The 26,981-nt window shown below is 71.9% G+C and carries 21 protein-coding genes; 10 read left to right on the forward strand and 11 right to left on the reverse strand.

Annotated elements, in window-relative coordinates; translation table 11 throughout:
- Positions 1-167: 167 nt before the first annotated feature.
- From IE286_RS12540 to IE286_RS12550, 4 genes are all read right to left on the reverse strand, one after another.
- A complete protein-coding gene (locus IE286_RS12540; RefSeq protein ID WP_189796747.1) occupies positions 168-1,349 on the reverse strand; it encodes an ROK family transcriptional regulator in 1,182 nt (393 codons plus the stop codon).
- A 366-nt stretch (positions 1,350-1,715) separates the two neighbouring features.
- Positions 1,716-2,393, reverse strand: a complete 678-nt coding sequence (locus tag IE286_RS12545) for a GntR family transcriptional regulator (protein WP_189796748.1) — start codon at positions 2,391-2,393, stop codon at positions 1,716-1,718.
- Positions 2,394-2,742: 349 nt separating this feature from the next.
- Positions 2,743-2,871 (reverse strand): MFS transporter small subunit, encoded by a 129-nt coding sequence (locus IE286_RS27625; protein WP_267969197.1) that lies wholly within the window; start codon positions 2,869-2,871, stop codon positions 2,743-2,745.
- Positions 2,846-4,171 (reverse strand): OFA family MFS transporter, encoded by a 1,326-nt coding sequence (locus tag IE286_RS12550; protein ID WP_189796749.1) that lies wholly within the window; start codon positions 4,169-4,171, stop codon positions 2,846-2,848. The genes IE286_RS27625 and IE286_RS12550 overlap by 26 nt, the downstream gene beginning before the upstream one ends.
- Before the next feature lie 245 nt (positions 4,172-4,416).
- On the opposite strand from IE286_RS12550, the gene IE286_RS12555 reads away from it, so the two are divergent.
- Genes IE286_RS12555 through fdhD form a run of 4 tightly spaced genes read left to right on the forward strand, consistent with a single transcriptional unit; the run spans position 4,417 to position 9,922 of the window.
- Positions 4,417-6,357 carry a molybdopterin oxidoreductase family protein gene (locus tag IE286_RS12555; RefSeq protein ID WP_189796750.1) on the forward strand — a complete coding sequence of 647 codons (1,941 nt, stop codon included), beginning with the start codon at positions 4,417-4,419 and terminating at the stop codon, positions 6,355-6,357.
- Between the two features lie 19 nt (positions 6,358-6,376).
- Positions 6,377-8,212: an NAD(P)H-dependent oxidoreductase subunit E gene (locus IE286_RS12560; RefSeq protein ID WP_189796751.1), complete on the forward strand. Its 1,836-nt coding sequence runs from the start codon at positions 6,377-6,379 to the stop codon at positions 8,210-8,212.
- The gene (locus IE286_RS12565) at positions 8,209-9,069 is read left to right on the forward strand and encodes a 2Fe-2S iron-sulfur cluster-binding protein (RefSeq protein WP_189796752.1); all 861 of its coding nucleotides are present in this window, start codon (positions 8,209-8,211) and stop codon (positions 9,067-9,069) included. Before IE286_RS12560 ends, IE286_RS12565 begins: the two co-directional genes overlap by 4 nt.
- Before the next feature lie 7 nt (positions 9,070-9,076).
- Positions 9,077-9,922, forward strand: a complete 846-nt coding sequence (gene fdhD, locus IE286_RS12570) for a formate dehydrogenase accessory sulfurtransferase FdhD (protein WP_189796753.1) — start codon at positions 9,077-9,079, stop codon at positions 9,920-9,922.
- A gap of 198 nt (positions 9,923-10,120) precedes the next feature.
- Here fdhD and IE286_RS12575 read toward each other — a convergent pair whose 3' ends face one another.
- Complete coding sequence (locus tag IE286_RS12575) at positions 10,121-11,155, reverse strand: bile acid:sodium symporter family protein (RefSeq protein WP_372462503.1); 1,035 nt, start codon at positions 11,153-11,155, stop codon at positions 10,121-10,123.
- Positions 11,156-11,320: 165 nt separating this feature from the next.
- On the opposite strand from IE286_RS12575, the gene IE286_RS12580 reads away from it, so the two are divergent.
- The 4 genes from IE286_RS12580 to IE286_RS12595 all read left to right on the forward strand — a co-directional run bounded on the left by IE286_RS12580 (position 11,321) and on the right by IE286_RS12595 (position 16,091).
- Positions 11,321-12,229, forward strand: coding sequence for a LysR substrate-binding domain-containing protein (locus IE286_RS12580; RefSeq protein WP_189796779.1), 909 nt, complete (start codon positions 11,321-11,323; stop codon positions 12,227-12,229).
- 258 nt (positions 12,230-12,487) lie between these two features.
- Positions 12,488-14,314: an AMP-dependent synthetase/ligase gene (locus IE286_RS12585; protein WP_189796754.1), complete on the forward strand. Its 1,827-nt coding sequence runs from the start codon at positions 12,488-12,490 to the stop codon at positions 14,312-14,314.
- Between the two features lie 178 nt (positions 14,315-14,492).
- The gene (locus IE286_RS12590) at positions 14,493-15,284 is read left to right on the forward strand and encodes an aldo/keto reductase (protein ID WP_189796780.1); all 792 of its coding nucleotides are present in this window, start codon (positions 14,493-14,495) and stop codon (positions 15,282-15,284) included.
- Between the two features lie 126 nt (positions 15,285-15,410).
- A complete protein-coding gene (locus IE286_RS12595; RefSeq protein ID WP_189796755.1) occupies positions 15,411-16,091 on the forward strand; it encodes a glycoside hydrolase family 75 protein in 681 nt (226 codons plus the stop codon).
- A gap of 64 nt (positions 16,092-16,155) precedes the next feature.
- On the opposite strand, the gene IE286_RS12600 is transcribed toward IE286_RS12595, so the two are convergent.
- Both IE286_RS12600 and IE286_RS12605 read right to left on the reverse strand, forming a co-directional pair.
- On the reverse strand, positions 16,156-17,115 hold the full coding sequence (locus tag IE286_RS12600; protein WP_189796756.1) for a class I SAM-dependent methyltransferase: 960 nt from the start codon (positions 17,113-17,115) through the stop codon (positions 16,156-16,158).
- A 329-nt stretch (positions 17,116-17,444) separates the two neighbouring features.
- Entirely contained in the window at positions 17,445-19,181 is a 1,737-nt protein-coding gene (locus tag IE286_RS12605; protein WP_189796757.1) for a glycoside hydrolase family 6 protein, read from the reverse strand.
- A 567-nt stretch (positions 19,182-19,748) separates the two neighbouring features.
- On the opposite strand from IE286_RS12605, the gene IE286_RS12610 reads away from it, so the two are divergent.
- A complete protein-coding gene (locus tag IE286_RS12610) occupies positions 19,749-22,670 on the forward strand; it encodes a glycoside hydrolase family 48 protein (protein ID WP_189796758.1) in 2,922 nt (973 codons plus the stop codon).
- Positions 22,671-22,744: 74 nt separating this feature from the next.
- Here the strand turns inward: IE286_RS12610 and IE286_RS12615 are convergent, their stop codons facing one another.
- The 3 genes from IE286_RS12615 to IE286_RS12625 form a co-directional block, all read right to left on the reverse strand.
- Positions 22,745-23,494: a class I SAM-dependent methyltransferase gene (locus IE286_RS12615; RefSeq protein WP_189796759.1), complete on the reverse strand. Its 750-nt coding sequence runs from the start codon at positions 23,492-23,494 to the stop codon at positions 22,745-22,747.
- Between the two features lie 27 nt (positions 23,495-23,521).
- Positions 23,522-23,827: a 4a-hydroxytetrahydrobiopterin dehydratase gene (locus tag IE286_RS12620; RefSeq protein ID WP_189796760.1), complete on the reverse strand. Its 306-nt coding sequence runs from the start codon at positions 23,825-23,827 to the stop codon at positions 23,522-23,524.
- Between the two features lie 116 nt (positions 23,828-23,943).
- Positions 23,944-25,044: an ADP-ribosylglycohydrolase family protein gene (locus tag IE286_RS12625; RefSeq protein ID WP_189796761.1), complete on the reverse strand. Its 1,101-nt coding sequence runs from the start codon at positions 25,042-25,044 to the stop codon at positions 23,944-23,946.
- Positions 25,045-25,229: 185 nt separating this feature from the next.
- On the opposite strand from IE286_RS12625, the gene IE286_RS12630 reads away from it, so the two are divergent.
- Positions 25,230-26,093 (forward strand): Sco1979 family transcriptional regulator, encoded by an 864-nt coding sequence (locus IE286_RS12630; RefSeq protein WP_189796762.1) that lies wholly within the window; start codon positions 25,230-25,232, stop codon positions 26,091-26,093.
- Between the two features lie 72 nt (positions 26,094-26,165).
- On the opposite strand, the gene IE286_RS12635 is transcribed toward IE286_RS12630, so the two are convergent.
- The coding region (locus tag IE286_RS12635; RefSeq protein ID WP_189796763.1) for an Hsp70 family protein at positions 26,166-26,981 on the reverse strand (816 nt) is incomplete at its 5' end.

Raw genomic sequence — 26,981 nt, forward strand, 5'->3', positions numbered from 1 at the left:
CGGTGCTGGACTGAGCTGGACCGAACGGATGGAGCCGGGCGGTGCTGAGCGGAGCCCGACAAGAGGGTGCCGGGCCGGGTGCCCCTCGGGTGGCGGCGCCCGGTCGCGGACGCGGTGCTGCTGTGCGGGTGAGACGTGCGGTGCTGCGCGGGTGAGACGGTGTGGTGCTACGCGGGTGAGAACAGGTGGTCGCTGATGAGCCGGGCTGCGCCGATCACGCCGGCGTTGGGGCCCAGCTCGCCCAGGACGATGGGCAGGTTGCCGGTCGCCAGCGGCAGCGACTGGCGGTAGACCTGGGTGCGGATCGCGGCGAGCAGGGTGTGGCCGAGACCGGTGACCCCGCCGCCGATCACCACCAGGCCGGGGTTGAAGAACGACACCAGACCGGCGATGACCTGGCCGGTGCGGGTGCCGCCCTCCCGTATCAGGTCGATCGCGGTGGCGTCGCCCGCGGCGGCCGCGGCGGCGACGTCGACGGAGGAGAGGGTGCCGTTCGCCGCCAGCCGGGAGGCGAGTTCGGCGGACCGGCCCTCCTCGGCCGCCTCCAGCGCGTCGCGGGCGAGCGCCGCGCCGCTGAAGTGGGCCTCCAGGCAGCCCCGGTTGCCGCAGGCGCACGGACGTCCCCCGGGCACGGCCTGGATGTGCCCGATGTCGCCCGCGCTGCCCGTCGTCCCGCGGTACACCTCACCGCCGACGACGATGCCGCAGCCGATGCCGGTACCGATCTTGACGCACAGGAAATCGCCCACGGAGCGGGCGACGCCCGCGTGCATCTCCCCCATCGCCATCAGGTTCACGTCGTTGTCGACCATGACCGGGCAGCCGAGTTCCTGGCTGAGGGCCTCCCGGACCGGGAACCCGTCCCAGCCCGGCATGATCGGCGGCGCCACCGGGACGCCCTCGGGGAAGCGGACGGGTCCGGGGACGCCGATGCCGGCGCCGTCGAACCCCTCCGCGAGCCCGGAGGCCCGCAGCTTCGCGGCCATGGACAGCACCTGTTCGAAGACCGCGACCGGTCCCTCGCGGACGTCCATGGGCTGGCTGAGGTGACCCAGCACCTCCAGTTCGGCGTTGGTGACGGCGACGTCGACGGAGGTCGCGCCGATGTCGACGCCCAGGAAACGCAAGGTGGGCGCGAGCCGCACGTTGTGGGAGCGGCGCCCGCCGCGCGAGGCGGCGAGCCCGTCGGCGACGACCAGACCCGTCTCCAGGAGCCGGTCGACCTCCACGGCCAGTTTCGACCGGGACAGGTCCACCCGGTCGCCGAGCTGTGCGCGGGAGCTGGGCCCCGAGTCACGCAGCAGCTTCAGCAGTCGGGCCTGATGCGCGTTGGCGGGTCGTGCGGTCATGCGTCTCACGTGCCCCTCCCCGCCTCGAATCGGCCGTCCGTTCCGGGCTTTTGAGAGGAACGTAGCAGCGACCGCCTAGGCTGAGAAGAAGCTGTGCACGAATCGGGGCCGACTTTTTCCACTCAGAGGACAAAGGGGGGTGGGGGGTGCTGCTGACCTCGACGGGTGCTCTGGCTCGGGAGCGAGCCGGCGGCTCCGGCGGGCGGGCCCGGTCGTCGGGCGGCTCGGGTCGGCTGCGTGTCGACGCGTGGCAACGGCCCGGAGCAACGTGCGGTTGCCGGTGACGCGACAGCGCCCAGAGCGCCGCGCCCACACACCTGTTGCTGCTCCCCGCGCATGCGGGGAGGGACCGGCGAACGCCGACGCTCAGGACTCCGCGCGCTCGTGATACGAGGTGCGCGTGTGCTCCGTGTGTTCGCGCATCAGCCGGGTGGCGCGTTCCTCGTCGTGGTCGGCGATGGCGGCGATCAGCGCCCGGTGCTCGATCCATGACTGGGCACCACGCTGGCGGGCCACGGGCGTGTAGTACCAGCGCACCCGGCGGTCGACCTGGGCGGCGAGTCCTGCCAGGACGGTGTTGCCGGCCAGCTCCATGATCTTGGCGTGGAAGCGGGCGTTCAGTGCGACGGCCGTGTCCACGTCGTCGGAGGCGACGGCCCGCTCCCCCTCGGCGCACAGCTCTTCCAGCGCGGCCACCCCGTCGGCGTCCGCATGAACGGCGGCCAGCCGCGCGGCCTCGGCCTCCAGCAGGGTGCGGACGGTCAGCAGCTGGTCGGCCTCCTCCTCCGTGGGCTCGTGCACGAACGCGCCCTGGGCGGGCCGCAGATCGACCCAGCCCTCGGTGTTGAGCCGCTGCAGCGCCTCCCGCACCGGCTGCCGGGAGACGCCGAGGTGACCGGCGAGTTCGCTCTCCACGAGGTGCTGACCCGGCCGCAGCGCACGCGTGATGATGAGTTCCAGAAGCGTCTCGTAGACGCGTTCCCGCAGCGGCCCCGGGCGTTCGAGCCGGGGCACCGCCCCCTGCGGCAGTCCTGTCGACAACATCGCGGTCCCTTCCCGGCCGGGGCCGTGCACAGCGGAGACGGAGGACGTAAGACGCTCAGCGGTCACCGGAGACGGTGCCGCTCCGCACGGTCCCGCACCCCGGCGCGGTCCGGTGCAGCGCGTCAGGTCGCTCCAGTGTCGATTGTTTTTCGTCTACAGTCTACGGCGCACCAGGCCACCGACGGCGCGCTGTAGCCCACGTCACAACAACCCTGCGGACGAGCGTCGCGGCCGGCCGGGGGATTCCGGGGCCGGCCGCGACGGGAGCCAGTCGCGAGAGCGTCCGACGGCGGTGGGAGATGCCAGGGCGAGGTGGTCGAGCGGGCCGCGGGGACGGTGCCCGCAGCGGTCATCCGGTGAACAACTGCCGCGCCTTCAGCACCAGTTCGTACAGCCCGTAGGCCAGCGGCGCCCCGACCCACACCCAGGACAGGACGATCAGGCCCTTGCGGTCAGGCGGGTTGTTCGCGGCGGCCATCGGCCACCTCCTTCGCTGCGGTGACATGGTGGCGGGGGTGGACGGGCCGGACCAGTTCGTTGGCGATGAAGCCGACGACGAGCAGGCCGATCATGATGTCGAACGACAGGCCGTACAGGGACGCGCCCTGCCGTCCCGCCTTCTCCTGGTGGTCGGCGATCCAGTTGACGATCAGTGGCCCGAGGACGCCCGCGGTGGACCAGGCGGTGAGCAGGCGGCCGTGGATCGCGCCGACCTGATAGGTGCCGAAGAGATCCTTCAGGTACGCGGGGATGGTGGCGAAGCCGCCGCCGTAGAAAGAGAGGATCACCAGCGCGCACAGGACGAACAGCGCCTTGGAGTCGTCTCCGAACAGGGCGATGAGCAGGTACATCAGGGCGCCGACGCCGAGGTAGAGGCGGTAGACGTTCTTGCGTCCGATCAGGTCGGAGGCCGAGGACCAGCCCAGGCGGCCGGCCATGTTGGCCGCCGACAGCAGGGCGACGAATCCCGCGGCGGCGGAGGCCGACACCGGGGCCGAGGTGTGCGCGAAGAAGTCCGTGATCATCGGTGCGGCCTTCTCCAGGATGCCGATGCCGGCGGTGACGTTCATGCAGAGCACGAGCCACAGGCACCAGAACTGCGGGGTGCGCACGGCGCTGCGGGCGGAGACCTGCACGCCCTCCGGGACGGCCGGCCGGTCCCCTTGGGGCGCGGCGGTGCGCGGCACGCGGACGAGGAGCACGCCCAGCGTCATGAAGACGGCGTAGGTGAGCCCGTGCACGAGGAAGGCGAGCGCGATGCCGGAGGAGCCGGCGCCGAAGGAGTCGAGCATCTGGGCCGACCAGGGGGAGGCGATCAGCGCGCCGCCGCCGAAGCCCATGATGGCGATCCCGGTGGCCATGCCGGGCCGGTCGGGGAACCACTTGATCAGTGTGGAGACCGGCGAGATGTAGCCGATGCCGAGGCCGGTGCCGCCGACGAAGCCGTAGCCGAGGACGATCAGCCAGTACTGCTCGGTCGCCGCGCCGAGCGCGGAGAGCAGGAAGCCGGAGGAGAAGCAGATCAGCGCGACGGTCATGGCCCAGCGGGGACCATTGCGCTCCACGAGGGTGCCGCCGAACGCGGCGGACAGGCCCAGCATCACGATGGCGAGCTGGAAGGGCAATGCGCTCTGGGTGCCGCTGAGGTGCAGGGCGGACTCCAGCGGGGGTTTGAACACGCTCCAGGCGTAGGCCTGGCCGATGGAGAGATGGACGGACAGAGCGGCCGGCGGGACCAGCCAGCGGCTCCATCCCACGGGTGCCACAGGAGGACTCATGGGCGAAAGATAGGCACGGGACCGTCGTTCGAGAACCCTCGCGACGCTCCCGTCACCGCGAGTTCCGAGCTGTGCATGGACCCTTGCCGCAGCACCTCCCATACTGTAGACAATATTCCGTCGACGCCGTCGACGCCCTGTCCGCCTCGTCGTTCGCACGTCCCCCGGAACGTTCGTCGCCCGCGCCCGGCCGTCCACGGCCCCTTCTCCTCACCCCACGTCCTGCTCGCGCCGAGGAGCGCCGCATGAGGAAACGTGATGGCAACCCGAAGACGTACACGCGGCTCACCCACCCCTTGGTGCGTGACTCACGGGAGGAACCCTTCCGGCGGGCGAGCTGGGACGAGGCCCTGGACCGGGTCGCGCGCGGTCTGGAGCGCAACCGGGGGGCCTTCGGCATGTTCTCCTGCTCCCGCGCCACCAACGAGATGAACTACGTGGCGCAGAAGTTCGCCCGGGTGGTGATGGGCACCCACAACGTCGACTCCTGCAACCGCACCTGTCACGCCCCCAGCGTGGCCGGGCTGGCGGCCGCTTTCGGGTCGGGTGGCGGCACCTCCTCGTACGAGGAGGTCGAGCACACCGACGTCATCGTGATGTGGGGTTCCAACGCCCGGTTCGCCCACCCGATCTTCTTCCAGCATGTGCTGAAGGGCATTCGCAACGGCGCCCGGATGTACGCCGTGGACCCGCGGCGTACCGCGACCGCCGAGTGGGCGGAGAGCTGGCTCGGCCTGAACGTGGGCACGGACATCGCCCTGGCGCATGCGATCGGCCGGGAGATCATCGCGGCGGGCCTGGTCAACGAGACGTTCGTCGAGCGGGCGACGACCGGTTTCGAGGAGTACCGGGCGCTGGTCGAGCCGTGGACGCTCTCGCTCGCCTCGAAGGTCACGGGTGTGCCGGCCGCCGCGATCCGCGAGCTGGCCCACGCCTACGCGCGGGCCGAACGCGCCCAGTTGTGCTGGACCCTCGGTGTCACCGAGCACCACAACGGCACCGACAACGTGCGTGCGCTGATCAACCTGGCGCTGCTCACCGGGCACGTGGGCCGCTACGGCTCCGGGCTGCAACCGCTGCGCGGGCAGAACAACGTGCAGGGTGGCGGCGACATGGGCGCGATCCCCAACCGGCTGCCCGGCTTCCAGGACATCCTCGACCCTCAGGTGCGCCGGAAGTTCTCCGCCGCGTGGGGCACCGACCTCGCCCCGCACTACGGGCTGAACCTGACGGAGATGTTCGAGGCCATGGAGGACGGCACGCTGCGGGCCGTGTACTGCGTCGGGGAGAACCCGGCCCAGTCGGAGGCGGACACCCAGCAGGCCGTACGGCGGCTCAAGCAGCTGGACTTCCTCGTGGTGCAGGACATCTTCCTGACCCGCACGGCCGAACTGGCCGACGTCGTGCTGCCGGCCACCGCGAGCTGGGCGGAGACCGAGGGCACCACCACCAACAGCGAACGCCGGGTGCAGCGGGTGCGCCGGGCCGTCGCCCCGCCCGGCGAGGCCCGCGACGACATCGACATCCTGTGCGATGTCGCGGCCCGGCTCGGCCACCGCTGGGAGTATCCCGACGCCGAGGCGGTCTGGGACGAGCTGCGGTCGCTGTCCCCGGTCCACCACGGCATGACGTACGCCCGGCTGGAGGAGCACCAGGGCATCCAGTGGCCCTGCCCGAGCACCGACCGGCTCGAACCGAGCTATCTGCACGGCCGGTTGTGGGAGCCGGACCCCGCGCGCCGGGGGCGCCCCGCGCCCTTCGGGATCGTGCAGCACGATCCGCCGGTCGACATGACCGACGAGAACTACCCCATCCGGCTCACCACCGGGCGGCGGCTGGACTCGTACAACACCGGGGTGCAGAGCGGCGGGTTCGCCTCGCCGCTGCGCCGCGGCGAGTACATCGAGCTGTCGCCGGAGGACGCCGAGCACTACGGCGTCGTGACGGGCGAGCAGGTGCAGGTGACCTCGCGCCGCGGGTCGGTGACCGCGCCGGTGTGGGTGGATCCCGCGCTGCGGCCCGGTCTGGCGTTCATGACGTTCCACTTTCCCGACGAGGTGGACACCAACCAGCTGACGATCGAGGCGAACTGCCCGATCGCGGGCACGGCGGAGTTCAAGGCGTCGGCGATCCGGATCGAGAAGCTGCCGGTCGCCACCGAGGTGCCCCCGCTGACCCGGCTCTGATGCGACGGAGGTGACCGGCGTGGATCTGCACTTCGGCGACAGCAAACCCACCGACGACGAGCGCGCGGCCGTGGACGCCCTGCTCGGTCCCCCTCAGTCCGCCTGGGAGGGCGCCGACCGCTCCGACCAGGACCTGCGCTGGGCGCGGGGCGGCCGCGCCGTCCGTGAGCGCCGGGACCTGCTGCTGCCCGGGCTGCACGCGATCAACGACCGGGTCGGCTGGATCAGCCCGGGCGCCCTGGACTATCTGTGCCGGCGGCTGACCGTGCCGCCCGCCGAGGCCTACGGTGTGGCCACCTTCTACTCCCTGTTCTCCCTGCGTCCGCGCCCGGCGACCGTGCTGCACGTGTGCACGGACCTGGCGTGCCAGGCGGCGGGGGCGGAACAGGTGTGCGCACAGGCGGAGTCGCGGCTGGGGCCGGGCAGCGGGGTGCGGATCGAGCGCAGCCCGTGCCTGGGGCTGTGCGAGCGGGCCCCGGCGGCGCTGGCGATCCGGGCCGGCGACCCGGTGCGCACGGCCGTGGCGGCACCGGCCGGCGCGGCCTCGGCGGTCAGCGCGGCGGCCCTGCCCGACGCGGCACCGCAGGAGCCGCCGGCCGCCGCTGCCGCACCCCAGACCTCGGGATCCGGACCGGGGCGGGACCGGCTGCTGCTGCTCGGCCGGGTCGGCGTGGCCGACCCCGAGAGCCTCGACGACTACCGGGCGCACGGCGGGTACACCGCGCTGCGGCGGGCCTTCGCTCTGGGCCCGGCCGGGGTGATCCGCGAGGTCACCGAGTCGGGGCTGCTCGGGCGCGGCGGCGCCGCCTTCCCCACCGGCCGCAAGTGGCAGGCCACGGCCGCGCAGCCGGAGCAGCCGCACTATCTGGTGTGCAACGCCGACGAGTCCGAGCCGGGCACCTTCAAGGACCGGGTGCTGATGGAGGGGGACCCGTTCGCGCTGGTGGAGGCGATGACCATCGCCGGCTATGCGATCGGCGCGCACCGCGGCTTTCTGTATCTGCGGGGCGAGTATCCGAGGGCGCTTCGGCGGATGGAGCACGCCGTCGCCCAGGCCCGGGCCCGCGGCCTGCTCGGCGAGGACGTCCTCGGCCAGGGGTACGCCTTCGACATCGAGATCCGGCGCGGTGCGGGCGCCTACATCTGCGGGGAGGAGACGGCCCTGTTCAACTCCCTGGAGGGGCGGCGCGGCGAGCCGCGCTCCAAGCCGCCGTTCCCCGTGGAGAAGGGCCTGTTCGGCAAGCCGACCGCGGCCAACAACGTGGAGACGCTGGTGAATGTGCTGCCGGTGCTCACCCTGGGCGCGCAGGAGTACGCGGCGATCGGCACCGGCCGTTCCACCGGGCCGAAGCTGTACTGCGTCTCGGGCAGCGTGGAGCGGCCCGGTGTCTACGAGCTGCCGTTCGGGGCCACCCTCGGGGAGCTGCTGGAGCTCGCCGGGGTGCGGCAGGGTCTGCGGGCGGTACTGCTGGGCGGCGCGGCCGGCTCCTTCGTGCGGCCCGACGAGCTGGACATCCCGCTCACCTTCGAGGGCACGCGGGAGGCCGGCACCACCCTCGGGTCGGGTGTCGTCATGGCCTTCGACGACCGGGTGCCACTGCCGCGGCTGCTGCTGCGCATCGCGCGGTTCTTCCGGGAGGAGTCCTGCGGGCAGTGCGTGCCGTGCCGGGTGGGCACCGTGCGGCAGGAGGAGGCGCTGCGGCGGCTCGCCGAGCGCACCGGCGACGCCGCCGACGACATCGCGCTGCTGCGCGAGGTGGGCCGCGCGATGCGGGACGCCTCGATCTGCGGTCTGGGGCAGACCGCGTGGAACGCCGTGGAATCCGCCATCGACCGTTTGGGGGCGTACGCATGACCGTCACACCGCTGGGGATGCCGCGCCGCCTGGTGGAGGTGACCCTCGACGGGGAGCCGGTGCGGGTGCCGGAGGGCTCGACCCTGCTGGACGCCTGCCGGGCGGCCGGGAAGGACGTCCCGACCCTGTGCCACGGCGACACGCTCACCCCGAAGAACGCCTGCCGGCTGTGCATGGTGGAGGTGGAGGGCTCGCGGACCCTGGTGCCGGCGTGCTCCCGGAAGGCGGAGCCCGGCATGGAGGTCCGTACCGGCACCGAGCGGGTCCGGCACAGCCGCAAGATCGTGCTGGAACTGCTCGCGTCCTCGGCGGACCTGTCCACCACCCCCCGGGCCGCCGAGTGGATCGAGGAGTACGGCGCCCGGCCCGGCCGCTTCGGCCCGGACGCGGCTCGCCTCGGGGAGGAACCGAGGATCGACAACGAGCTGTACGTGCGGGACTACGACAAGTGCATCCTGTGCTACAAGTGCGTCGACGCCTGCGGGGAGCAGTGGCAGAACACCTTCGCGATCGCGGTCGCGGGCCGCGGCTTCGACGCCCGTATCTCCGTGGAGCACGACGCGCCGCTGCCCGACTCGGCGTGCGTGTACTGCGGCAACTGCGTGGAGGTGTGCCCGACGGGTGCACTGTCGTTCACGTCGGAGTTCGACATGCGGGCGGCGGGCACCTGGGACGAGTCCCGGCAGACGAGGACGACCACGGTGTGCGCCTACTGCGGGGTCGGCTGCACCCTGACGCTGCACGTGCAGGACAATGAGATCGTCAAGGTCACCTCGCCGCACGACAACCCGGTGACCCATGGCAACCTCTGTATCAAGGGCCGCTTCGGCTACCAGCACGTACAGAACCGGGACTGATCAGACCATGGGACGAGTCACGGAACGACGCAAGGTGATCCGCATCCGCGACGGGGCCGTCTCGTCCCGGCCGGACACCCTGGTGGCCGAGGAGCCCCTGGAGATACGGCTGAACGGCAAACCCATCGCCGTCACCATGCGCACCCCGGGGGACGACTTCGCGCTGGCCGCGGGTTTTCTGGTCAGCGAGGGTGTGCTGGGCTCCGCCGCGGACCTGGTGAACATCGTCTACTGCGCGGGCGCGACGGCGGACGGCTCCAACACCTACAACGTGGTCGACGTGACGACCGCGCCGGGTGTCCGCCTGCCCGACTTCACCCTCGAACGCAACGTCTACACCACCTCCTCCTGCGGGCTGTGCGGCAAGGCGTCGCTGGACGCGGTGCGCACCACGGCCCGCTGGCCGATCGCGGACACCCCGCAGCTGCGGGTCGACCCCGGTCTGCTCGCGCGCCTGCCCGACCGGCTGCGGGCCGCCCAGCGGGTCTTCGACCGCACCGGCGGCCTGCACGCGGCGGCCCTGTTCGGTGAGGACGGCGAGCTGCTGGACATCCGCGAGGACGTGGGCCGGCACAACGCGGTCGACAAGCTGATCGGCCGGGCCCTGCAGAACGGGCAGCTGCCGCTGTCCCGGGCGATCCTGCTGGTGTCCGGCCGGGCCTCCTTCGAACTGGCCCAGAAGGCCGTGATGGCCGGCATCCCGGTGCTGGCCGCCGTGTCGGCGCCGTCGTCGCTGGCCGTGGACCTGGCCGCGGAGACGGGTTTGACGCTGGTGGGCTTTCTGCGGGGCAGCTCGATGAACGTGTACGCGGGCCACGAGCGCGTGCTGGTGGAGGCCGCCGCGCGGAGCTGAGCACGGGTGCCGCGCGGGTCCGGGTCCTGGGTGTGTGCGGCTGCCGCATGCCGGACCGGTGGTGCGCACCGGCGCCGGCATGGTCGCCCTCGGTGCGCTGGACGCCGCGCGGACGGAGAAGGGCGAGACGGTGCTGGTGACGGCGGCCGCGAGCGGCGCGGGACACCTGGCGGTGCGACTCGCCCCCGCCGGGTGCCGTCAGCGGTCGCGGCTCGCCGCGGCGGCCGGCGGGCGGGCGGCGGGGGTCTCGGTCTCCTCGCGGACCTCGGGGTCGCGGGCGCGGCGCTTGGCGATCACCGCGCACACCATGAGCTGCATCTGGTGGAAGAGCATCAGCGGCAGCACGGCCAGCGAGGCATGCGCGCCGAACAGCACGCCGGCCATGGGCAGGCCGGAGGCCAGGGACTTCTTCGAGCCGGCGAACTGGATGGCGATGCGGTCCTCGCGGCCGAAGCCCAGCGCCTTGGCGCCGTACCAGGTCAGCAGCAGCATCACCGCGAGCAGGACGGCCTCCACCACCAGCAGGCCGCCGAGGCGGAGGGGGCTGACCTGGTGCCAGATGCCCCGGACCACGCCCTCGCTGAACGCGGTGTAGACGACGAGCAGGATCGAGCAGCGGTCGACCAGACCGAGGACCTTCTTGTGCCGTGTGATGAAGCCGCCCAGCCAGCGGCGCAGCACCTGGCCGGCGAGGAACGGCACGAGCAGCTGCAGCACGATCTCGGTGAGCGAGTGCGCGGAGAAACCGCCGCCGCTGCTGCCGAGCAGGGTCGCGGCCAGCAGCGGGGTGACGACGATGCCGACCAGGGAGGAGAAGGAGCCGGCGCAGATCGCGACGGGCACGTTGCCGCGGGCGATGGAGGTGAAGGCGATCGAGGACTGGATGGTGGAGGGGACCAGGGTGAGGAAGAGCAGGCCCTGGTAGAGCGGCTGGTCCAGCAGGACGGGGACCAGGCCGCGGGCCGCGGTGCCCAGCAGCGGGAAGACCACGAAGGTGCAGGCGAGCACGGTGACGTGCAGCCGCCAGTGCCGCAGCCCGTCCAGCGCCTCCCGGGTGGACAGCCGGGCGCCGTAGAGGAAGAACAGGAAGGCGATCGCCGCGGTGGACGCCCAGGAGACGGCGTCGGCGGCCGTGCCGCGGGCCGGCAGCAGCGCCGCGAGACCCACCGTTGCGAGCAACAGCACGATGTACGGGTCGATCGGCATCCAGCTCGGCCAGGCCAGGCGTTTCACAGTGCTCCACTTGCTCGTCTTGCACGGACGGGAACACGCGTCACAGCCCTGTCGCGAGCCGACGGGTCCCCGTTCCATGGTGCCCCCGGAAAGGGTGATCGGGAATCCGTCATACCGCTCTCACTGTCATCATGTCTCGTGATGACCGCAGGTAGGCTGGCCGGTATGTACGACCCCGCTCAGCTGCGCACCTTCCTGGCCGTGGCGCAGACGCTCAGTTTCACCCAGGCCGCGCGGCGGCTCGGGCTGCGTCAGTCGACCGTGAGCCAGCATGTGCGCCGCCTGGAGGACGCCACCGGGCGGCTGCTGTTCACCCGCGACACCCACTCGGTGGAGCTGACCGAGGACGGCGAGGCCATGCTGGGGTTCGCGCGCCGCATCCTCGAGGTGCACGAGCAGGCGGCGGCGTTCTTCACCGGCACCCGGGTGCGCGGACGGCTGCGCTTCGGCGCCTCGGAGGACTTCGTGCTGACCCGGCTGCCGGAGATCCTGGAGGGCTTCCGCTACGAGCATCCCGAGGTCGACCTGGAGCTGACGGTGGAGCTGTCGGGCACGCTGCACGAACAGCTGGCCGCCGGGAAGCTGGACCTGGTGCTGGCCAAGCGGCGGCCGCAGGACCCGCGCGGTGAGCCGGTCTGGCGGGACCGGCTGGTCTGGGTCGGCACGGAACGGCTGCGCCTGGACCCCGACCGGCCGGTGCCGCTGATCGTCTACCCGCCGCCGGGGATCACCCGGGCGCTCGCCCTGCGGGCGCTTCAGCGGCAGGGGCGGCCGTGGCGCATCGTGTGCACCAGCGGCAGCCTCAACGGCCTGGTCGCCGCCGCGCGCGCCGGGCTGGGGGTGATGGCGCACTCGCGCGGGATGATCCCGCCGGGTCTGGTGCGGGTGCCGGAGCGGGCCGGGCTGCCGGAGCTGGGGCAGGTGGACTTCGTGCTGGTGCACGGCCGGCACCGGCCCTCCGCGCAGCCTGCGGCCGACGCGCTGGCCGCGGCGATCCTGGCGGGCGGCGAGCGACTGCACCGGGGGCAGGCCACGGCGGGACGCTGGCCGGAAACCACCGGGCGTACCGTCTGACAGCGGCGCCCCGGGGCGGTGACGGCCCGGGCGGGCACCGGCCCTGTGTCAGGGCGTCGTACAGATTCGGTGGAGATTACGGCACCGAAACCTACCGAACCGTAAGGATTTCTGTCCGGCCCTTCCCCTTCTGAGCACTTTTCCCCGACGCTGACCTGTGCGCCTGTGAGCACTGTCCGGTTCCGACCCCCATCCCGGCCCGGCCTGGTGTGAGGTAGCTTTCACGGCGCTGTGCGGAACATCACAAGGGAGCGGGGTTTGCGGGAGTTCACCAGCCCTCCGTTGGCTCTGGCACCGCCGGTGGGCGGTCTGGCCGATGTCGTCTTCCAGCATGCCCACGAGGACCCCCGGCGCGTCGCGCTCGGCCGCAAGGACGCGGACGGGACATGGCGCGATGTGACCACCGCCGAGTTCCGTGACGAGGTCCTCGCCCTCGCCAAGGGTCTGCTCGCCCAGGGCGTCCGGTACGGCGACCGCGTCGCGATCATGTCCCGTACCCGCTACGAGTGGACCCTGTTCGACTTCGCGCTGTGGACCATCGGCGCCCAGGTGGTTCCGGTCTACCCCACCTCCTCGGCCGAGCAGTGCTTCTGGATGCTGCACGACGCCGAGGTGTCGGCGGCGATCGTGGAGCACGAGGACCACGCGATGACCATCGCCACGGTCATCGACCGGCTCCCGAAGCTGCGCCGGCTGTGGCAGCTGGACGCGGGCTGCGTGCAGGAGCTGTACGAGGCGGGCGCGACGGTGGACGACGAGGTGGTGCACCGGCACCGGCAGGCGGTCACCCCCGACTCGGTCGCCACCGTCATCTACACCTCCGGCACCACCGGCCGCCCCAAGGGCTGTGTGCTGACGCACGGCAACTTCATGTACGAGGCGGACACGGTCATCGCCCGCTGGGAGCCGGTGTTCCACTCCAAGAAGGGCGACGAGGCGTCGACCCTGCTGTTCCTGCCGCTCGCCCATGTCTTCGGCCGGATGGTGGAGGTCGCCGCGATCCGCGGCAAGGTCCGTTTCGGCCACCAGCCGCAGCTCAGTGCCTCGGCGCTGCTGCCCGACCTGCAGGCCTTCAAGCCGACGTTCATCCTGGCGGTGCCCTACATCTTCGAGAAGGTGTTCAACGCCGCCCGCCGCAAGGCCGAGCGGGAGGGCAGGCAGGGGCCGTTCGAGAAGGCCGTCGACGTCGCGGTGAGGTACGCGGACGCGGTGGAGGCCAAGGCGTGGGGCATCGGCCCGGGCCCCTCGGCCGGGCTGCGCATGCAGCACCAGCTGTTCGACAAGCTCGTCTACTCCAAGGTGCGCGCCGCCATGGGCGGCCGGATCCGCACCGCCATGTCGGGCGGTTCGGCGATGGACCGCCGGCTGGGCCTGTTCTTCGCGGGTGCCGGGGTGCAGATCTACGAGGGCTACGGGCTGACCGAGTCCACCGCGGCGGCCACCGCCAATCCGCCCGAACGCACCCGCTACGGCACGGTGGGCCGGCCCATACCCGGGGTCACCGTGCACATCGCCGACGACGGCGAGGTGTGGCTGCGCGGCGGCAACGTTTTCCGGGGATACCTGAACGACCCCAAGGCCACCGACGAGACTCTGCACGACGGCTGGCTGGCCACCGGCGACCTCGGCACCCTGGACGAGGACGGCTACCTGACCATCACCGGCCGCAAGAAGGAGATCCTGGTGACCTCCGGCGGCAAGAGCGTGGCGCCGGGCGTGCTGGAGGAGCGGGTCCGCGAGCATCCGCTCGTCGCGCAGTGCATCGTCGTCGGCAACGACCGCCCGTACATCGCCGCGCTGGTCACCCTGGACCACGAGGCCGTCGAGCACTGGCTGACGATGCGGGGCAAACCGAGGATGGACCCCTCCCAGCTGGTCCGTGACCCGGATCTGGAGACCGAGGTGCGGCGCGCGGTGGTCGCCGCCAACACGCTGGTCTCGCAGGCCGAGTCGATCCGCACCTTCCGCATCCTCGCCCAGCCGTTCACCGAGGAGCAGGGCCTGCTGACCCCGTCGCTGAAGCTGAAGCGCAAGGCGATCGAGCAGGCCTACGCCCGGGAGGTGGAGGCGCTGTACCGCACGTGATTCGACGGGGCTCGAAAGATCCCGTGCGGAAGTGCGAAGATCGGGAGAGCACGGTCGACGACCAGGAGTGCGACAGCTTCATGATCGCGGGCCGTGCGAGTATCACGCACGACAACCGAAGGATCGACCACTCGTGACCCATCAGGTCCCCACGATCACGCTCAACAACGGCGTCGAGATGCCCCAGCTGGGCTTCGGTGTCTGGCAGGTGCCGGACGACGAGGCGGAGCGCGCCGTGGCCACCGCGCTGGAGGCCGGCTACCGCAGCATCGACACGGCCGCCATCTACGGCAACGAGGGCGGCACCGGCCGGGCCATCGCCGCCTCCGGCCTGCCCCGCGAGGACATCTTCGTCACCACCAAGCTCTGGAACTCCGAGCAGGGCTACGACTCCACGCTGCGCGCCTTCGACGCCTCGCTGGCCAAGCTCGGCCTCGACTACGTGGACCTGTACCTGATCCACTGGCCGCTGCCGGCCAAGGACCGTTACATCGACACCTACAAGGCGTTCGAGAAGCTGTACGCCGACGGCCGCATCCGGGCCATCGGTGTGTCCAACTTCCTTCCTGAGCACCTGCAGCGGCTGATCTCCGAGACGTCGGTGGTGCCGGCCGTCAACCAGATCGAGCTGCACCCGCACCTGCAGCAGGAGGCCGCCCGCAAGGACCACGCCGAGCGGGGCATCGCCACCGAGGCCTGGTCGCCGCTGGGCCAGGGCAAGGGCCTGCTGGAGGTCCCGGCGATCGTGGCGATCGCGCAGAAGCACGGCCGGACTCCGGCCCAGGTGGTGCTGCGCTGGCACCTCCAGCTGGGCACCATCGTGATCCCGAAGTCCGTGACGCCGTCCCGCATCAAGGAGAACATCGAGGTGTTCGACTTCAGCCTGGACGACGAGGACCTCGCGGCCATCGCGGCGCTGAACGAGGACCGGCGCCTGGGCCCGGACCCCGCGGCGTTCGACGTGGAGTGACGTCTCCCGGTCGTGGGCCGGTCCGCGCGGACCGGCCCGCACCGCCGCACTCTTGACGCGGACATGAAGTGTGCGCCAGTGTACGGCCTTCAGGAAGGAAACTTTCCTGACAGAAGGGCCCCCACAGTGCGCAGACGAACACTGCCCCTCATCGCGGCCGCCGGCGCCGCCCTGCTCGCCGCCGGCCTTCTCCCCACGACCGCCTCCGCCTCCGTCCGCGAGGGCTCGGTCGGCGCCGCCGAACTCCTCGCCAAGGTCTCGTCGTGCCGGCAGATCTCCTCGGGTCTGTACCGGACGGACGAGGAGGCCCCGGCCACCGTCCCCGTGTGCGGCACGGACGACGTGGTGTTCTGGAAGGCCGACATGGACATCGACTGCGACGGGCAGCGCACCGCCGACTGCAACGAGAACCGCGACCCCTGGTACCAGGACGACACCGCCTTCCACCAGTCCGACGGCAAGCCGCTGAACGCCGAGACCCTGCCCTATGTCGTCGTGCCGAGCGCGAGCGGCATCTGGGACTACGCGTCCGCCGGCATCAAGGGCGGCGGTGTGGTCGCCGTCGTCCACGGCGACCAGGTGGAGTACGCCGTCGTCGGCGACACCGGGCCCACCTCGATCATCGGCGAGGCGTCCTACGCCACCGCCCAGGCCCTCGGCATCGACCCCGACCCGGCGACCGGCGGGGCGGAGTCGGGCGTGACCTACATACTGTTCAAGAACAGCCAGGTCTCCCCCATCGAGAGCCACAGCGCGGCGGTCACGCTGGGCGAGAAGCTCGCCCGGCAGTTCGTCGACGGCGGCTGACATGCCGCCGGGTGCTCCCCGTCGGCCGGTCCGGCGGGGAGCACCCGGCGCGTCGGCGTGTGCCTCAGGACTCAGAGGTGTCCCCGTCCCGGACGGCCGTGTACACCGTGTGCGCCTGGAGGACGAAGACGTCCCGCCTGCGGTGCACACCCGCCTCGTCGTCCGGGTCCAGCAACCGGTCCAGGACGGCCCGGTCCTTTGGCAGCAGGTCGTCGGCCAGACCCTCGCGCAGCCGGGCGAGACGAGCGGCGACGAAGGCCCGGGCCTCGGCGGAGACCGGTGCGGGCAGGTCCAGCAGGAAACTGCGGGTGCCCGTCGGTCGGAGTCCGGCGGCGGCCAGCAGCGCCGGCCAGTCCTCGGCCTCGGCGACGGAGCCCGGCAGGTCCGCACGCATCCGGGTGAACCACTCCTCCTGCAGCGCGTCGAGCCGGGCCTGCAGGCCGGGGCGGCCGATGCCGATGTCCCGCGGCAGAAAACGGGCGGGCAGGCCGCCCTCCAGCAGTGCCAGGGTGCCGCCCGGTGCCAGGTGCCGGGCGAACGCGGTCAAGGCGGCGCGCTGGTCTCCCAGGTGATGCAGGCTGTTGCCGCACCACAGCAGACCGGCCGGGCGGTTGAGTGCGGACAGCGCGTCCGGGAGCGGGCCGGTCACGGTGGTGAGGCGGTCGGCGTGGCCGAGCCGGGCGGCGCGGGCACGGGCGCGTCGCAGCAGCGGTGCCGAGCCGTCCACCGCCACGACGCGGGCGCCGGGGAAGCGCTCGGCGAACAGGCACGCGATCACACCCGGGCCGCTGCCGGCATCGACGATCAGACCCGGGTCCCCCGCCTGTTGTGCCAGCCACGCCATCACCTGCAGGTACAAAGGTGTGAACACCTCGGCCTGGGACTCCAGCAAGGGGCCCATCACGGCCCAGTCGACGTCCGTCCCGTCGTGGTGTGCGTGACCGCCGTGGCCTTCCGTCGCGGCGACGGGTCCAAAAGGGTGGGCGTGCGGGCCCGGGCGGTGCCCTGGGTGTTCCGGCGTCATGGTGTGCGACCTCCTGTCGGTGTGCTCAGCATGCGACGGCGCACCGCGGTCAGGCCAGTCGTGTCGCCGGACGGACGGCGACACCCCGGAGAAACGGCACCGTGTGAGCGGCCCCTGACGACGCCGGGCGTGCCCGCCGGAGGCCGTGGGCAACACGGCGCCGCCGGGCACAGCGTCGGCTGTGCCCGGCGGCGGGTGTGCGCGCGGCGGCCGGACGGGCGCCCGGCGCGGCACGCGCGGTCCGCCGGGGCCGGCCCGTTGAGTGACGGGGGCAGGACGCTCCGGGCCGCCCCGCCCCGGCGGATCACCTTCGAGGACGCCTCACCGGGTCACGACAGCGGCGGGTAGGCGTTCTGCATCAGCTGCCGGAACTGGGCGGAGAACCAGTGTCCGGACAGCGGTGCGTCGGGCAGCGCACCCGAGGGGTTGTTCCCGTTGCGGGCGTTGCCCTGGTACGAGGGGTCGCACATCTGGTCGAAGCCCTTGCCCTCGTCGTTGTCGACGGGGGCGCTGGCACCGTCGGACTCCCCCGGCGGCTTGATCCACGTGTAGGCGTCGATCCCGGACGCGGGTGCGGCGGTGGGCCGTTCGCCGAGGCCGGCGCCGCTCTGGTTGCACCAGTTGCCGACGTGGATGCGCCGGTCGATGCGGCTGCCGTCGACGTAGGCGTCCACGCTGGTCTTCGGACCGGGGCCGGACGGACGGGCGGAGCCGCCCCAGCCGTTGCGGGAGGTGTCGATCAGCACGCCGATGTCCGACTTGAACCCGGCCGCGACGGCCTGGCTGCGCAGTGCCTGGGCGTAGGACTGCTCGTCCACGTACTGGTTCCAGTCGACCCACTTCGACTGGCGCACCGTCTGGCCGTTCACGGTGTCGGAGACCTTGAAGTACGGCTCCGTGGTGGGGCTGTAGTTGGCGGTGTTGACGGCGAAGCCGGCCACGTCGTCGACGCTGGCGCCGTTGCTGGTGGCGACCTTGTAGAACTCCTGCACGGAGGGGCCGAGGTTGGTGTCCCAGCCGAGCCATCCGTGGTGGGCGGCGTCGATGTAGTTGTAGACGTTCGGGATGGCACCGAGCTTGCTCAGGGCGTAGCTGACGCCCTTCTCGTAGTTGCCGTTGGCCTTCATGGTGGTGCAGGCCTCGGTGGTGGTGTTGGTGCCGCCCGCGTTGGTGACCAGGTTGGGCAGCGAGTCGGGCTCGATCACCGTGGCGATCCGCAGGCCCGCGTACTTGGGGTCGGACAGGATCTCCGCGATGGGGTCGATGTACTCGCTCTTGTACCGGTCGATCTCGTCCGGTCCCAGCTCGCCGTTGGAGGCGAGGGCGGCGCAGTCGCGTCCGGGCAGGTCGTAGATGACGAGCTGGACGACCAGTTCGCCGGAGCCCTTCTGCTTCAGTGCCTCGTCGAGGTGGTCGCGCAGTCCCATCTTGCCGTCGGCGCCCTCGATGGTGGCGATGCGGTCGAGCCAGACCGCGGTGGGCTGGTCCGCGACGCGGTCGCCGCCCGGCTCGGCCGCGGCCAGCGCGGACCACTCGGGGTTCACGTACATCTTGGCGCCGACGTAGGGGTTGTCGACCCGGCCGCTGGCACCGGTGCCACCACCGTTGTCGCCGCCGCCCCCTGGCTCGCCTCCGCCACCGCTGCCGTTGTCGACGTTGCAGGTGACGCCGTCGAGGGTGAAGGCGGACGGAACGGCGTTGGTGCCGCTGAAGGTGCCCTGGAAGCCGAAGTTCGTCGAACCGCCGGTGGCCAGGGAGCCGTTGTAGCTTTCGTTGGTGACGGTGACGTCCGCACCGCTCTGTGTGATCTTCGCGTTCCAGCCGCTGGTGATCTTCTGGTCGCCGGCGTAGGACCACTTCAGGGTCCAGGCCGACTTGGCGGCGCCGTTGTTGGTGACGGTGACGGCGGCGGTGAAGCCGCCCTGCCACTGGTTCTGCACCTTGTAGTCGACGGTGCAGGCGGGCGCGGCGGGGCCGGCGCTGGCAGGGCCGGCGGCGAGCGCCATGCTCATGCCGCCGGCCACCAGGGTCAGGGCGGCGAGCATCGCTGTTCTGCTGCGGCTCATGAGTGGGGTGTACCTCCATGGGTGACTTCGGGTGGGCCCGTACGCGGCCGAGGGCGCGCAGGCGCTCGTGCACCCCGGCGTCGTACGTGTGAGGTGAAGCGGCACGGCCGCACGGCCGGCGGAGCGGTCCCGGGTGCTCCGGGGCGGCTCGGGCGGGACGGTTCCGGGCCGCCGAAGGGCCGTGCGTGACAAGCCGTCGGCCACGCGGGCGGACCGCGCCGGCCGGCGGATCACAGCAGTGAACGTGGGGGGTGTCGCATGGGGGGACTCCTCGCGGACCGGGCACACCGCCACGGATGCGCCACTGATGGAATCGCTCCCACTGGTGCGAGTGAAGGTAGCGTCAAGTCACGGAGAAGAACAGAGGGTTCACCAACTTTGGGTTCACTTTCCGTCAATGCGGCGCGTCAGCGCGGGGACGAATGTTTTCGAATCCTTTATCTACTTGACGGTGCCCTGACAGGTACGCACTATGGGAGCGCTCCCACTGGTCATGGCTTGTCGTTGCTCGTTGCTTGCACCGCTCCCCCCGCTTCCTCCACTCCGAGCCGCAAGGAGGGACCAGCAGTGCACCCCCTTCACCGACACAGACGCCGCCTCGTGCGCAGGCTGTGCACCGCCGTGACGGCCCTGGCCCTGCCCACGACGATGCTGGCGGCGGGCGCGACCACCGCCCACGCGGCGGCGCCGCGCTGCAGCGTGGACTACCGGACGAACGACTGGGGCTCCGGCTTCACCGCGGAGCTGACCGTCACCAACCGCGGCACCGACCCCATCGACGGCTGGACCCTGACCTACTCCTACGCCGGCGACCAGAAACTGACCAACGGCTGGAACGGCGTCTGGTCGCAGTCGGGGCGGACGGTCACCGTGAAGAACGCCTCGTACAACGCCGTGATCGGCGCGGGCGCCGCGGTGACCCTCGGCGCGCAGTTCACCTACAGCGGCACCAACACCGATCCCACCGACTTCGCCGTCAACGGCACCGCCTGCACCGGCGCCCATCAGCCGCCCGTCACCGTGCTGACCAGTCCCGCCCCGGGCGCCACCTACACGCAGGGCGAACCGGTGCCGCTGGAGGCGACCGCGGCGGCGGCCGACGACGCGAGCATCACCAAGGTCGAGTTCTACGACGACACCACCCTGCTCGGCACCGACGCCACCGCGCCGTACACCCTGTCCGCCTCGTCCCTGGCGGCGGGCAGCCACTCCCTGGTGGCGAAGGCGTACGACAGCCTCGGCGCGTCCGCCGAGTCCGCGCCGGTCGGCATCACCGTCGCCGCGGGTCCCGCGGTGGTCGCCTCGCCGGCCCGGCTCGGCATCCGGCAGGGAACGTCGGGCACGTTCGAGGTGACGCTGTCGAAGCAGCCGAGCGAGGACGTGACGGTGACCGTCGCCCGCACGGAGGGCAACGAGGGCCTGTCCGTGACGGGCGGCTCCACGCTCACCTTCACCCCCGACGACTGGGACACCCCCCAGAAGGTCACCGTCACCGCGGACGACTCCGGAACCGGGACGGCCACCTTCACCGCCTCCGCACCCGGCTACGCCAAGGCCACGGTGACCGTGACGGAACTGGCCGCGGCCAAGGAGTACGACGCCCGTTTCCTGGACCTGTACAACAAGATCACCGACCCGGCCGACGGCTACTTCTCGCCCGAGGGCATCCCCTACCACGCGGTGGAGACACTGATCGTGGAGGCACCCGACCAGGGGCACGAGACGACCTCGGAGGCGTGGAGCTACCTGCTGTGGCTGCAGGCGATGTACGGCAAGGTGACGGGTGACTGGTCGGAGTTCAACGACGCGTGGGCCCTCATGGAGAAGTACATGATCCCCACTCACGCCGACCAGCCGACCAACTCCTTCTACGACGCCTCGAAACCGGCCACCTACGCCCCCGAACAGGACACCCCCGACCAGTACCCGGCCCGGCTCGACGGGTCGGTCCCGGTCGGCTCCGACCCGATCGCGGCCGAGCTGAGGTCCGCCTACGGCACGGACGACGTCTACGGCATGCACTGGATCCAGGACGTCGACAACGTCTACGGCTACGGCAACACCCCGGGCGGCACCTGCGAGGGCGGACCGGCGCAGCAGGGACCGTCGTACCTGAACACCTTCCAGCGCGGCCCGCAGGAGTCCGTGTGGGAGACCGTGCCCCAGCCGACCTGCGACAACTTCACCTACGGCGGGAAGAACGGCTACCTCGACCTGTTCACCGGCGACGCCTCCTACGCCAAGCAGTGGAAGTACACCGACGCCCCGGACGCCGACGCGCGTGCCGTGCAGGCCGCGTACTGGGCGGACGTGTGGGCCAAGGAGCAGGGCAAGGGCAGCGAGGTCGCGGCCACCGTCGCCAAGGCGGCGAAGATGGGCGACTACCTGCGCTACGCGATGTACGACAAGTACTTCAAGAAGATCGGCAACTGCACCGGTGCCTCCTCCTGCCCGGCCGGCACCGGCAAGGACGCCTCGCACTACCTGCTGTCCTGGTACTACGCCTGGGGCGGCGCCACGGACCCGAACGCCGGCTGGGCCTGGCGCATCGGCTCCAGCCACGTCCACGGCGGCTACCAGAACCCGCTGGCGGCCTACGCGCTCAGCTCCTACCCCGACCTGAAGCCGAAGTCGGCGACGGGCGCGGAGGACTGGGCCACCTCGCTGAAGCGGCAGCTGGAGTTCTACCGGTGGCTGCAGTCCGCCGAGGGCGCCATCGCGGGCGGCGCCACCAACAGCTGGCAGGGCCGCTACGCCACCCCGCCGGCGGGCAGGTCCACCTTCTACGGCATGTACTACGACGAGGCGCCGGTCTACCACGACCCGCCGTCCAACCAGTGGTTCGGCTTCCAGGCCTGGTCGATGGAGCGCGTCGCGGAGTACTACCAGCAGACCGGGGACACCCAGGCGAAGGAGGTGCTGGACAAGTGGGTGAAGTGGGCGCTGTCAAAGACCACTGTCAACCCGGACGGCGGCTTCCTGATCCCCTCCACCCTCACCTGGTCCGGGCAGCCGGACACCTGGAACCCGTCCTCGCCCGGTGACAACAGCTCGCTGCACGTCACCGTCGCCGACTACACCGATGACGTCGGCGTGGCCGCCGCGTACGCCAGGACGCTGACGTACTACGCCGCCCGGTCGGGCGACGCGCAGGCCAAGGCCACGGCCAAGGCGCTGCTGGACGGCATGTGGGACAACCACCAGGACGCCCTGGGCATCGCCGTGCCGGAGACCCGGGCCGACTACAGCCGCTTCGCCGACCCGGTGTACGTGCCCAGCGGCTGGACCGGCACCATGCCGAACGGCGACCGGATCGACTCCTCGTCGACCTTCCTGTCCATCCGGTCCTTCTACCAGGACGACCCGGCGTGGTCGAAGGTGGAGTCCTACCTAAGGGGCGGGGCCGCGCCCGTCTTCACCTACCACCGGTTCTGGGCCGAGGCGGACATCGCCCTGGCCATGGGGTCGTACGCGGAGCTTCTCGAATAGGCCCCCGCTGCTCCGCGTCGCGCGACGGGCGGACCCGGCTCGGTCCCGGGTCCGCCCGTTCGGCGTGCTCGGGCTCAGTCCTGGGGCGGCTTGCGGAACGCCCGCAGCGCGAACACCGGGTCGGGGCGGGGCCGTTCCTGGTCGGGCAGGGCCGCGAGCCGGGCGGCGAAGGCCTCGGCGGCGGCGCTGCCCGGAGGCAGGGTGACGAACCAGCCGCGGCGCAGGTCGGTGATGGTGCGGCGGGGGCTGCGGCCCTGGCCTACGCCCCGGAAGCGGGCCTGTCCGGCGGGGAGCAGACCGTGCGCGGCGGCGTGCGCGGTGACGAGGTCCGCGGCGTCCCGGGCGGGGCTGGGCGGCCGACCGGCGAGGACGGCGTCGATGTCGCTGCCGACGTTGTGGGAGGCGGCCTTGTCGACGGTCGTGACATAGACGCCGCCGGGGCGGAGCACCCGGGCGCATTCGGCGACGACGGCCCGGGCGTCGGCGTCGGTGGGCGCCAGATGCAGCAGCCAGACGCTGACGACGGCGTCGAACCGTTCGTCCGGGAAGGGCAGACGGCGGCCGTCGGCGCGGACCACGGCCCCGGGCAGCCGGGCCGCGGCCCGGCGGACCATCGCGGCCGACCGGTCCACCCCGGTCACCCGCAGGGCGGGCCGGGCCTCGGCGAGCCGGCGGGTGACGATGCCGGTGCCGCAGCCGATGTCCGCCAGCTGACGGCACTCTCCGGGCAGCAGGCCGAGGACGGCCGCTGCCGCCGCGGCGGCCCGTGGCTCGCCGCCGCGTAACGCGTCGTACTGTTCGGCTTCCTGGTCGTAGTCCAGCACGTGGCGTTCCCCCCTCGCCAGGTCGTCTCACATCGCCTGGTGACTTGCTGCCAGATCCTGGATGCGATGGGCCAGCTGGAAGTCCTTCTCGGTGACGGCGCCGCCCACGCTGTGCGTGTGCACGCTCACCGAGACGGTGGTGTAGCCGAGCGTCAGATCGGAGTGGTGGTTCAGTTCCTCCTGGACCTGCGCGATGTGCACCACCATCGCGGTCGCCGCGAAGTGCGAGCCGAGCCGGAAGGTACGGGTGAGCCGGTCGTCCGCCAGCAACCAGCCGGGCAGCCCGGCCAGCCGGGTCTCGATCTCCTCCCGCGACAGCGGTTCGACGGCCATCCGCACTCCCTTCGCCGGCTCCGGTGTGACGTTCAGACTGCCACAGGAACGCCGGTGCGTCGCCGCCCGCGACGCGCGTCGCGGGCGGCGGTCAGCCGTCGGACGGGACCGTCGGGTCAGCGGGGTCCGCAGACCGCGGCCAGGTCGTCGGCGACGGCGGCGATCGTGGCGCGGCCCTCGACGCGCTGCACCCAGGCGTGCGGCAGGCCGTGGTCGCCGTGACGGGCGCCGAGGATGTTGCCGCAGATGGAGCCGGTTGAGTCGCTGTCGCCCGAGTGGTTGACGGACAGCAGCAGGGCGCGCTCGACGTCGTCCTCGACGAGGGCCGCGTAGACGCCGACGGCCAGGGCCTCCTCGGCGACCCAGCCGGCGCCGAGCTGCTGCAGCCGCTCCGCGCTCGGGCTGCCCTGGGCGGCCAGGTCCAGCGCCTGGTGCAGCGCGGCGGTGGTCTCCTCGTGGTGGGGGTGGCGGGCCAGCAGGCGCAGGGAGCGCAGCACCGCGCCCTCGACCGACTCCCCGTCCAGCAGGCAGGCGACGATCGCGGCCAGAGCGCCGGCGGCGTAGTAGCCGGTGGGGTGACCGTGGGTCATCTGGGCGCAGCGGGCGGCGGCGTCGAAGGCGTCCTCGGGGCCGGCGCCGGTGAGACCGAACGGCGCCGACCGCATCACCGCCCCGCAGCCCTTGGAGTCGGGGTTGATGGGCCCGGGCGGGCCGAAGGCGGCCGCCGGGTCGGGCACGAAGTCCAGGCCCAGACCGGACATGCAGGCGTTGCCCGGGGCGCGCCGCGCGTACAGCCACGCCTCGTTGACCAGGCCGTCGCGCGGGCCGGTGTAGGAGCCGTTGGCGGGGCCTATCTCGGCGACCTGAGGGCTGCGGTAGTCCTGGGTCGCGAGCCAGCGTTCGTAGGCCCAGCGGATCAGCCGGAAGCCGTCCACGCCGAGGCGCTTGCCCGGCTGCTGCTCGTGGGCCTGCCGGATGCCCTCCGCGGTGAACAGGGTCATCTGGGTGTCGTCGCTGATCAGGCCGACGGCTCCGGTGGTGGTGGGCACCAGACCGGTGACGCCGCGTGCGCCGTGCGCGGCCCGGATGCCGTCCAGGGCGCTGAACTCGACCGGATAGCCGAGGGCGTCCCCGACGGCCCCGCCGAGCAGGCAGCCGCGCACTCTGGCGCGGTACACCGCCGTCGACTCCCAGGACGGCCTCCACGGCTCGTTCATGCGCCCTCCTCACGTGGCCGGATTCTCGGTCGTGGACCATTCTCGCGGCCGGGGCGGCGGCGTCGTCCACCGCCCCCACGGACCGGACGGTGCTGCGGGATTCCGGTGCGCGCGGCTGTCGCGACGGCGGCCGCCGTGTCACACTGCTCCGCGTTGTCCGAAGCACGTGCGGGAAGGGGCGTGACGTGAGTGAGCGGCGGCCCGCGCCGACCGTGGGCCAGGTGGTGCTCGGCAGACGGCTGCAGGAACTGCGGGAGGCGGCAGGCCTGACCCGTGAGCAGGCCGCGCGGGCGCTGCGGGTGGCCGCGGCGACGGTGCGGCGCATGGAGCTGGCCGAGGTGGCGCTGAAGATACCGTACGTGCAGGTGCTGCTGGCCACGTACGACGTGGACGAGAAGGAGGCCGAGGCGTTCGTCCGGCTCGCCGAGGAGGCCAACGAGCCCGGCTGGTGGCAGCGTTACCACGACGTGCTGCCGGAGTGGTTCAGCCTGTACGTGAGCCTGGAGGGCGCGGCGCGGCTGATCCGCTCCTACGAACCGCACTTCGTGCCCGGACTGCTGCAGACCGAGGACTACGCGCGGGCCGTGCTGGAGACGGGCACGGTGGGGCAGACCGGCCGGGAGGCCATCGAGCGGCATGTGGCGCTGCGGATGGACCGTCAGCGGCTGCTGGAGCGCGAGGACGCCCCGCATCTGTGGGTGATCATCGAGGAGACGGTGCTGCGGCGGCCGGTGAGCGACCGCGCCGAGGTGATGCGCGGTCAGCTGGACAAGTTGCTGGAGTACACCGAGCGGGACCGGGTGACGGTGCAGGTCGCGGAGTTCGCGGCCGGGCCGCACCCGGGCACCTACGCGCCGTTCTCGCTGTTCCGGTTCGCCGAGCCGGAGCTGCCGGACCTGGTCTACACCGAGTATCTGACGGGCGCGCTGTATCTGGACTCCCGCAAGGAGGTCTCCGCGCATCTGGAGGTCCTCGACCACATGACGGCGCGGGCGGCGTCCGCCGAGCGGTCGCGCCGGCTGCTGCGCGAGTGCCGCGACCAGTACTGAGCGAGCCCCGCCCGAGCTGAGGTCGGGGCGCCGGCGCCGTCCCGCCGCGGTGCCGGAGCGGCCCGTGGTGTCTCAGGCGGCGCCGCCCTGGCTGCCCTGCCGGTCGTCGTCGACGATCTCCGCGTCGACCACGCCCTCGTCCTCCGGTGCGTCGGTGCGCGTGCCGCCGGCCGCTCGCCCCTGGGTGTCCTCGGCCGGCCGTTCCTGCTGGGCCTGGGCGTAGATCGCCTGGCCCATCTTCTGGCTGACGGCGGCGAGCCGGTCCACGGCGGTGCGCAGGGCGGTGACGTCGGTGTCGCCCTTCTGCTCCAGCAGCTGTTTCACCTCGGCGGCGGCCGCCTCCACCTCGTTCCTGGTGTCCTGCGGGATGCGGTCGGTGTTGTCCCGCAGGAAGTGCTCGGTGGTGTAGACGAGCTGTTCGGCCTGGTTGCGGGTCTCGGCGGCCTCGCGCCGCCTGCGGTCCTCCTCGGCGTACTGCTCGGCCTCCCGCATCATCCGGTCGATGTCCTCCTTGGGCAGCGCCGAACCGCCGGTCACCGTCATCTTCTGTTCCTTGCCGGTGCCGAGGTCCTTGGCGGAGACGTGCATGATGCCGTTGGCGTCGATGTCGAAGGTGACCTCGATCTGCGGCACGCCGCGCGGTGCGGGCGGCAGGCCGGTGAGGTCGAAGACGCCGAGCTTCTTGTTGTACGCGGCGATCTCCCGTTCGCCCTGGTAGACCTGGATGCCGACGGAGGGCTGGTTGTCCTCGGCCGTGGTGAAGATCTCCGAACGCTTGGTCGGGATCGTGGTGTTGCGCTCGATCAGCTTGGTCATGATGCCGCCCTTGGTCTCGATGCCCAGGGACAGCGGGGTGACGTCCAGCAGCAGCACGTCCTTGACGTCGCC

It is taken from the genome of Streptomyces thermodiastaticus, assembly GCF_014656135.1.
Classification (GTDB): Bacteria; Actinomycetota; Actinomycetes; order Streptomycetales; family Streptomycetaceae; genus Streptomyces; species Streptomyces thermodiastaticus.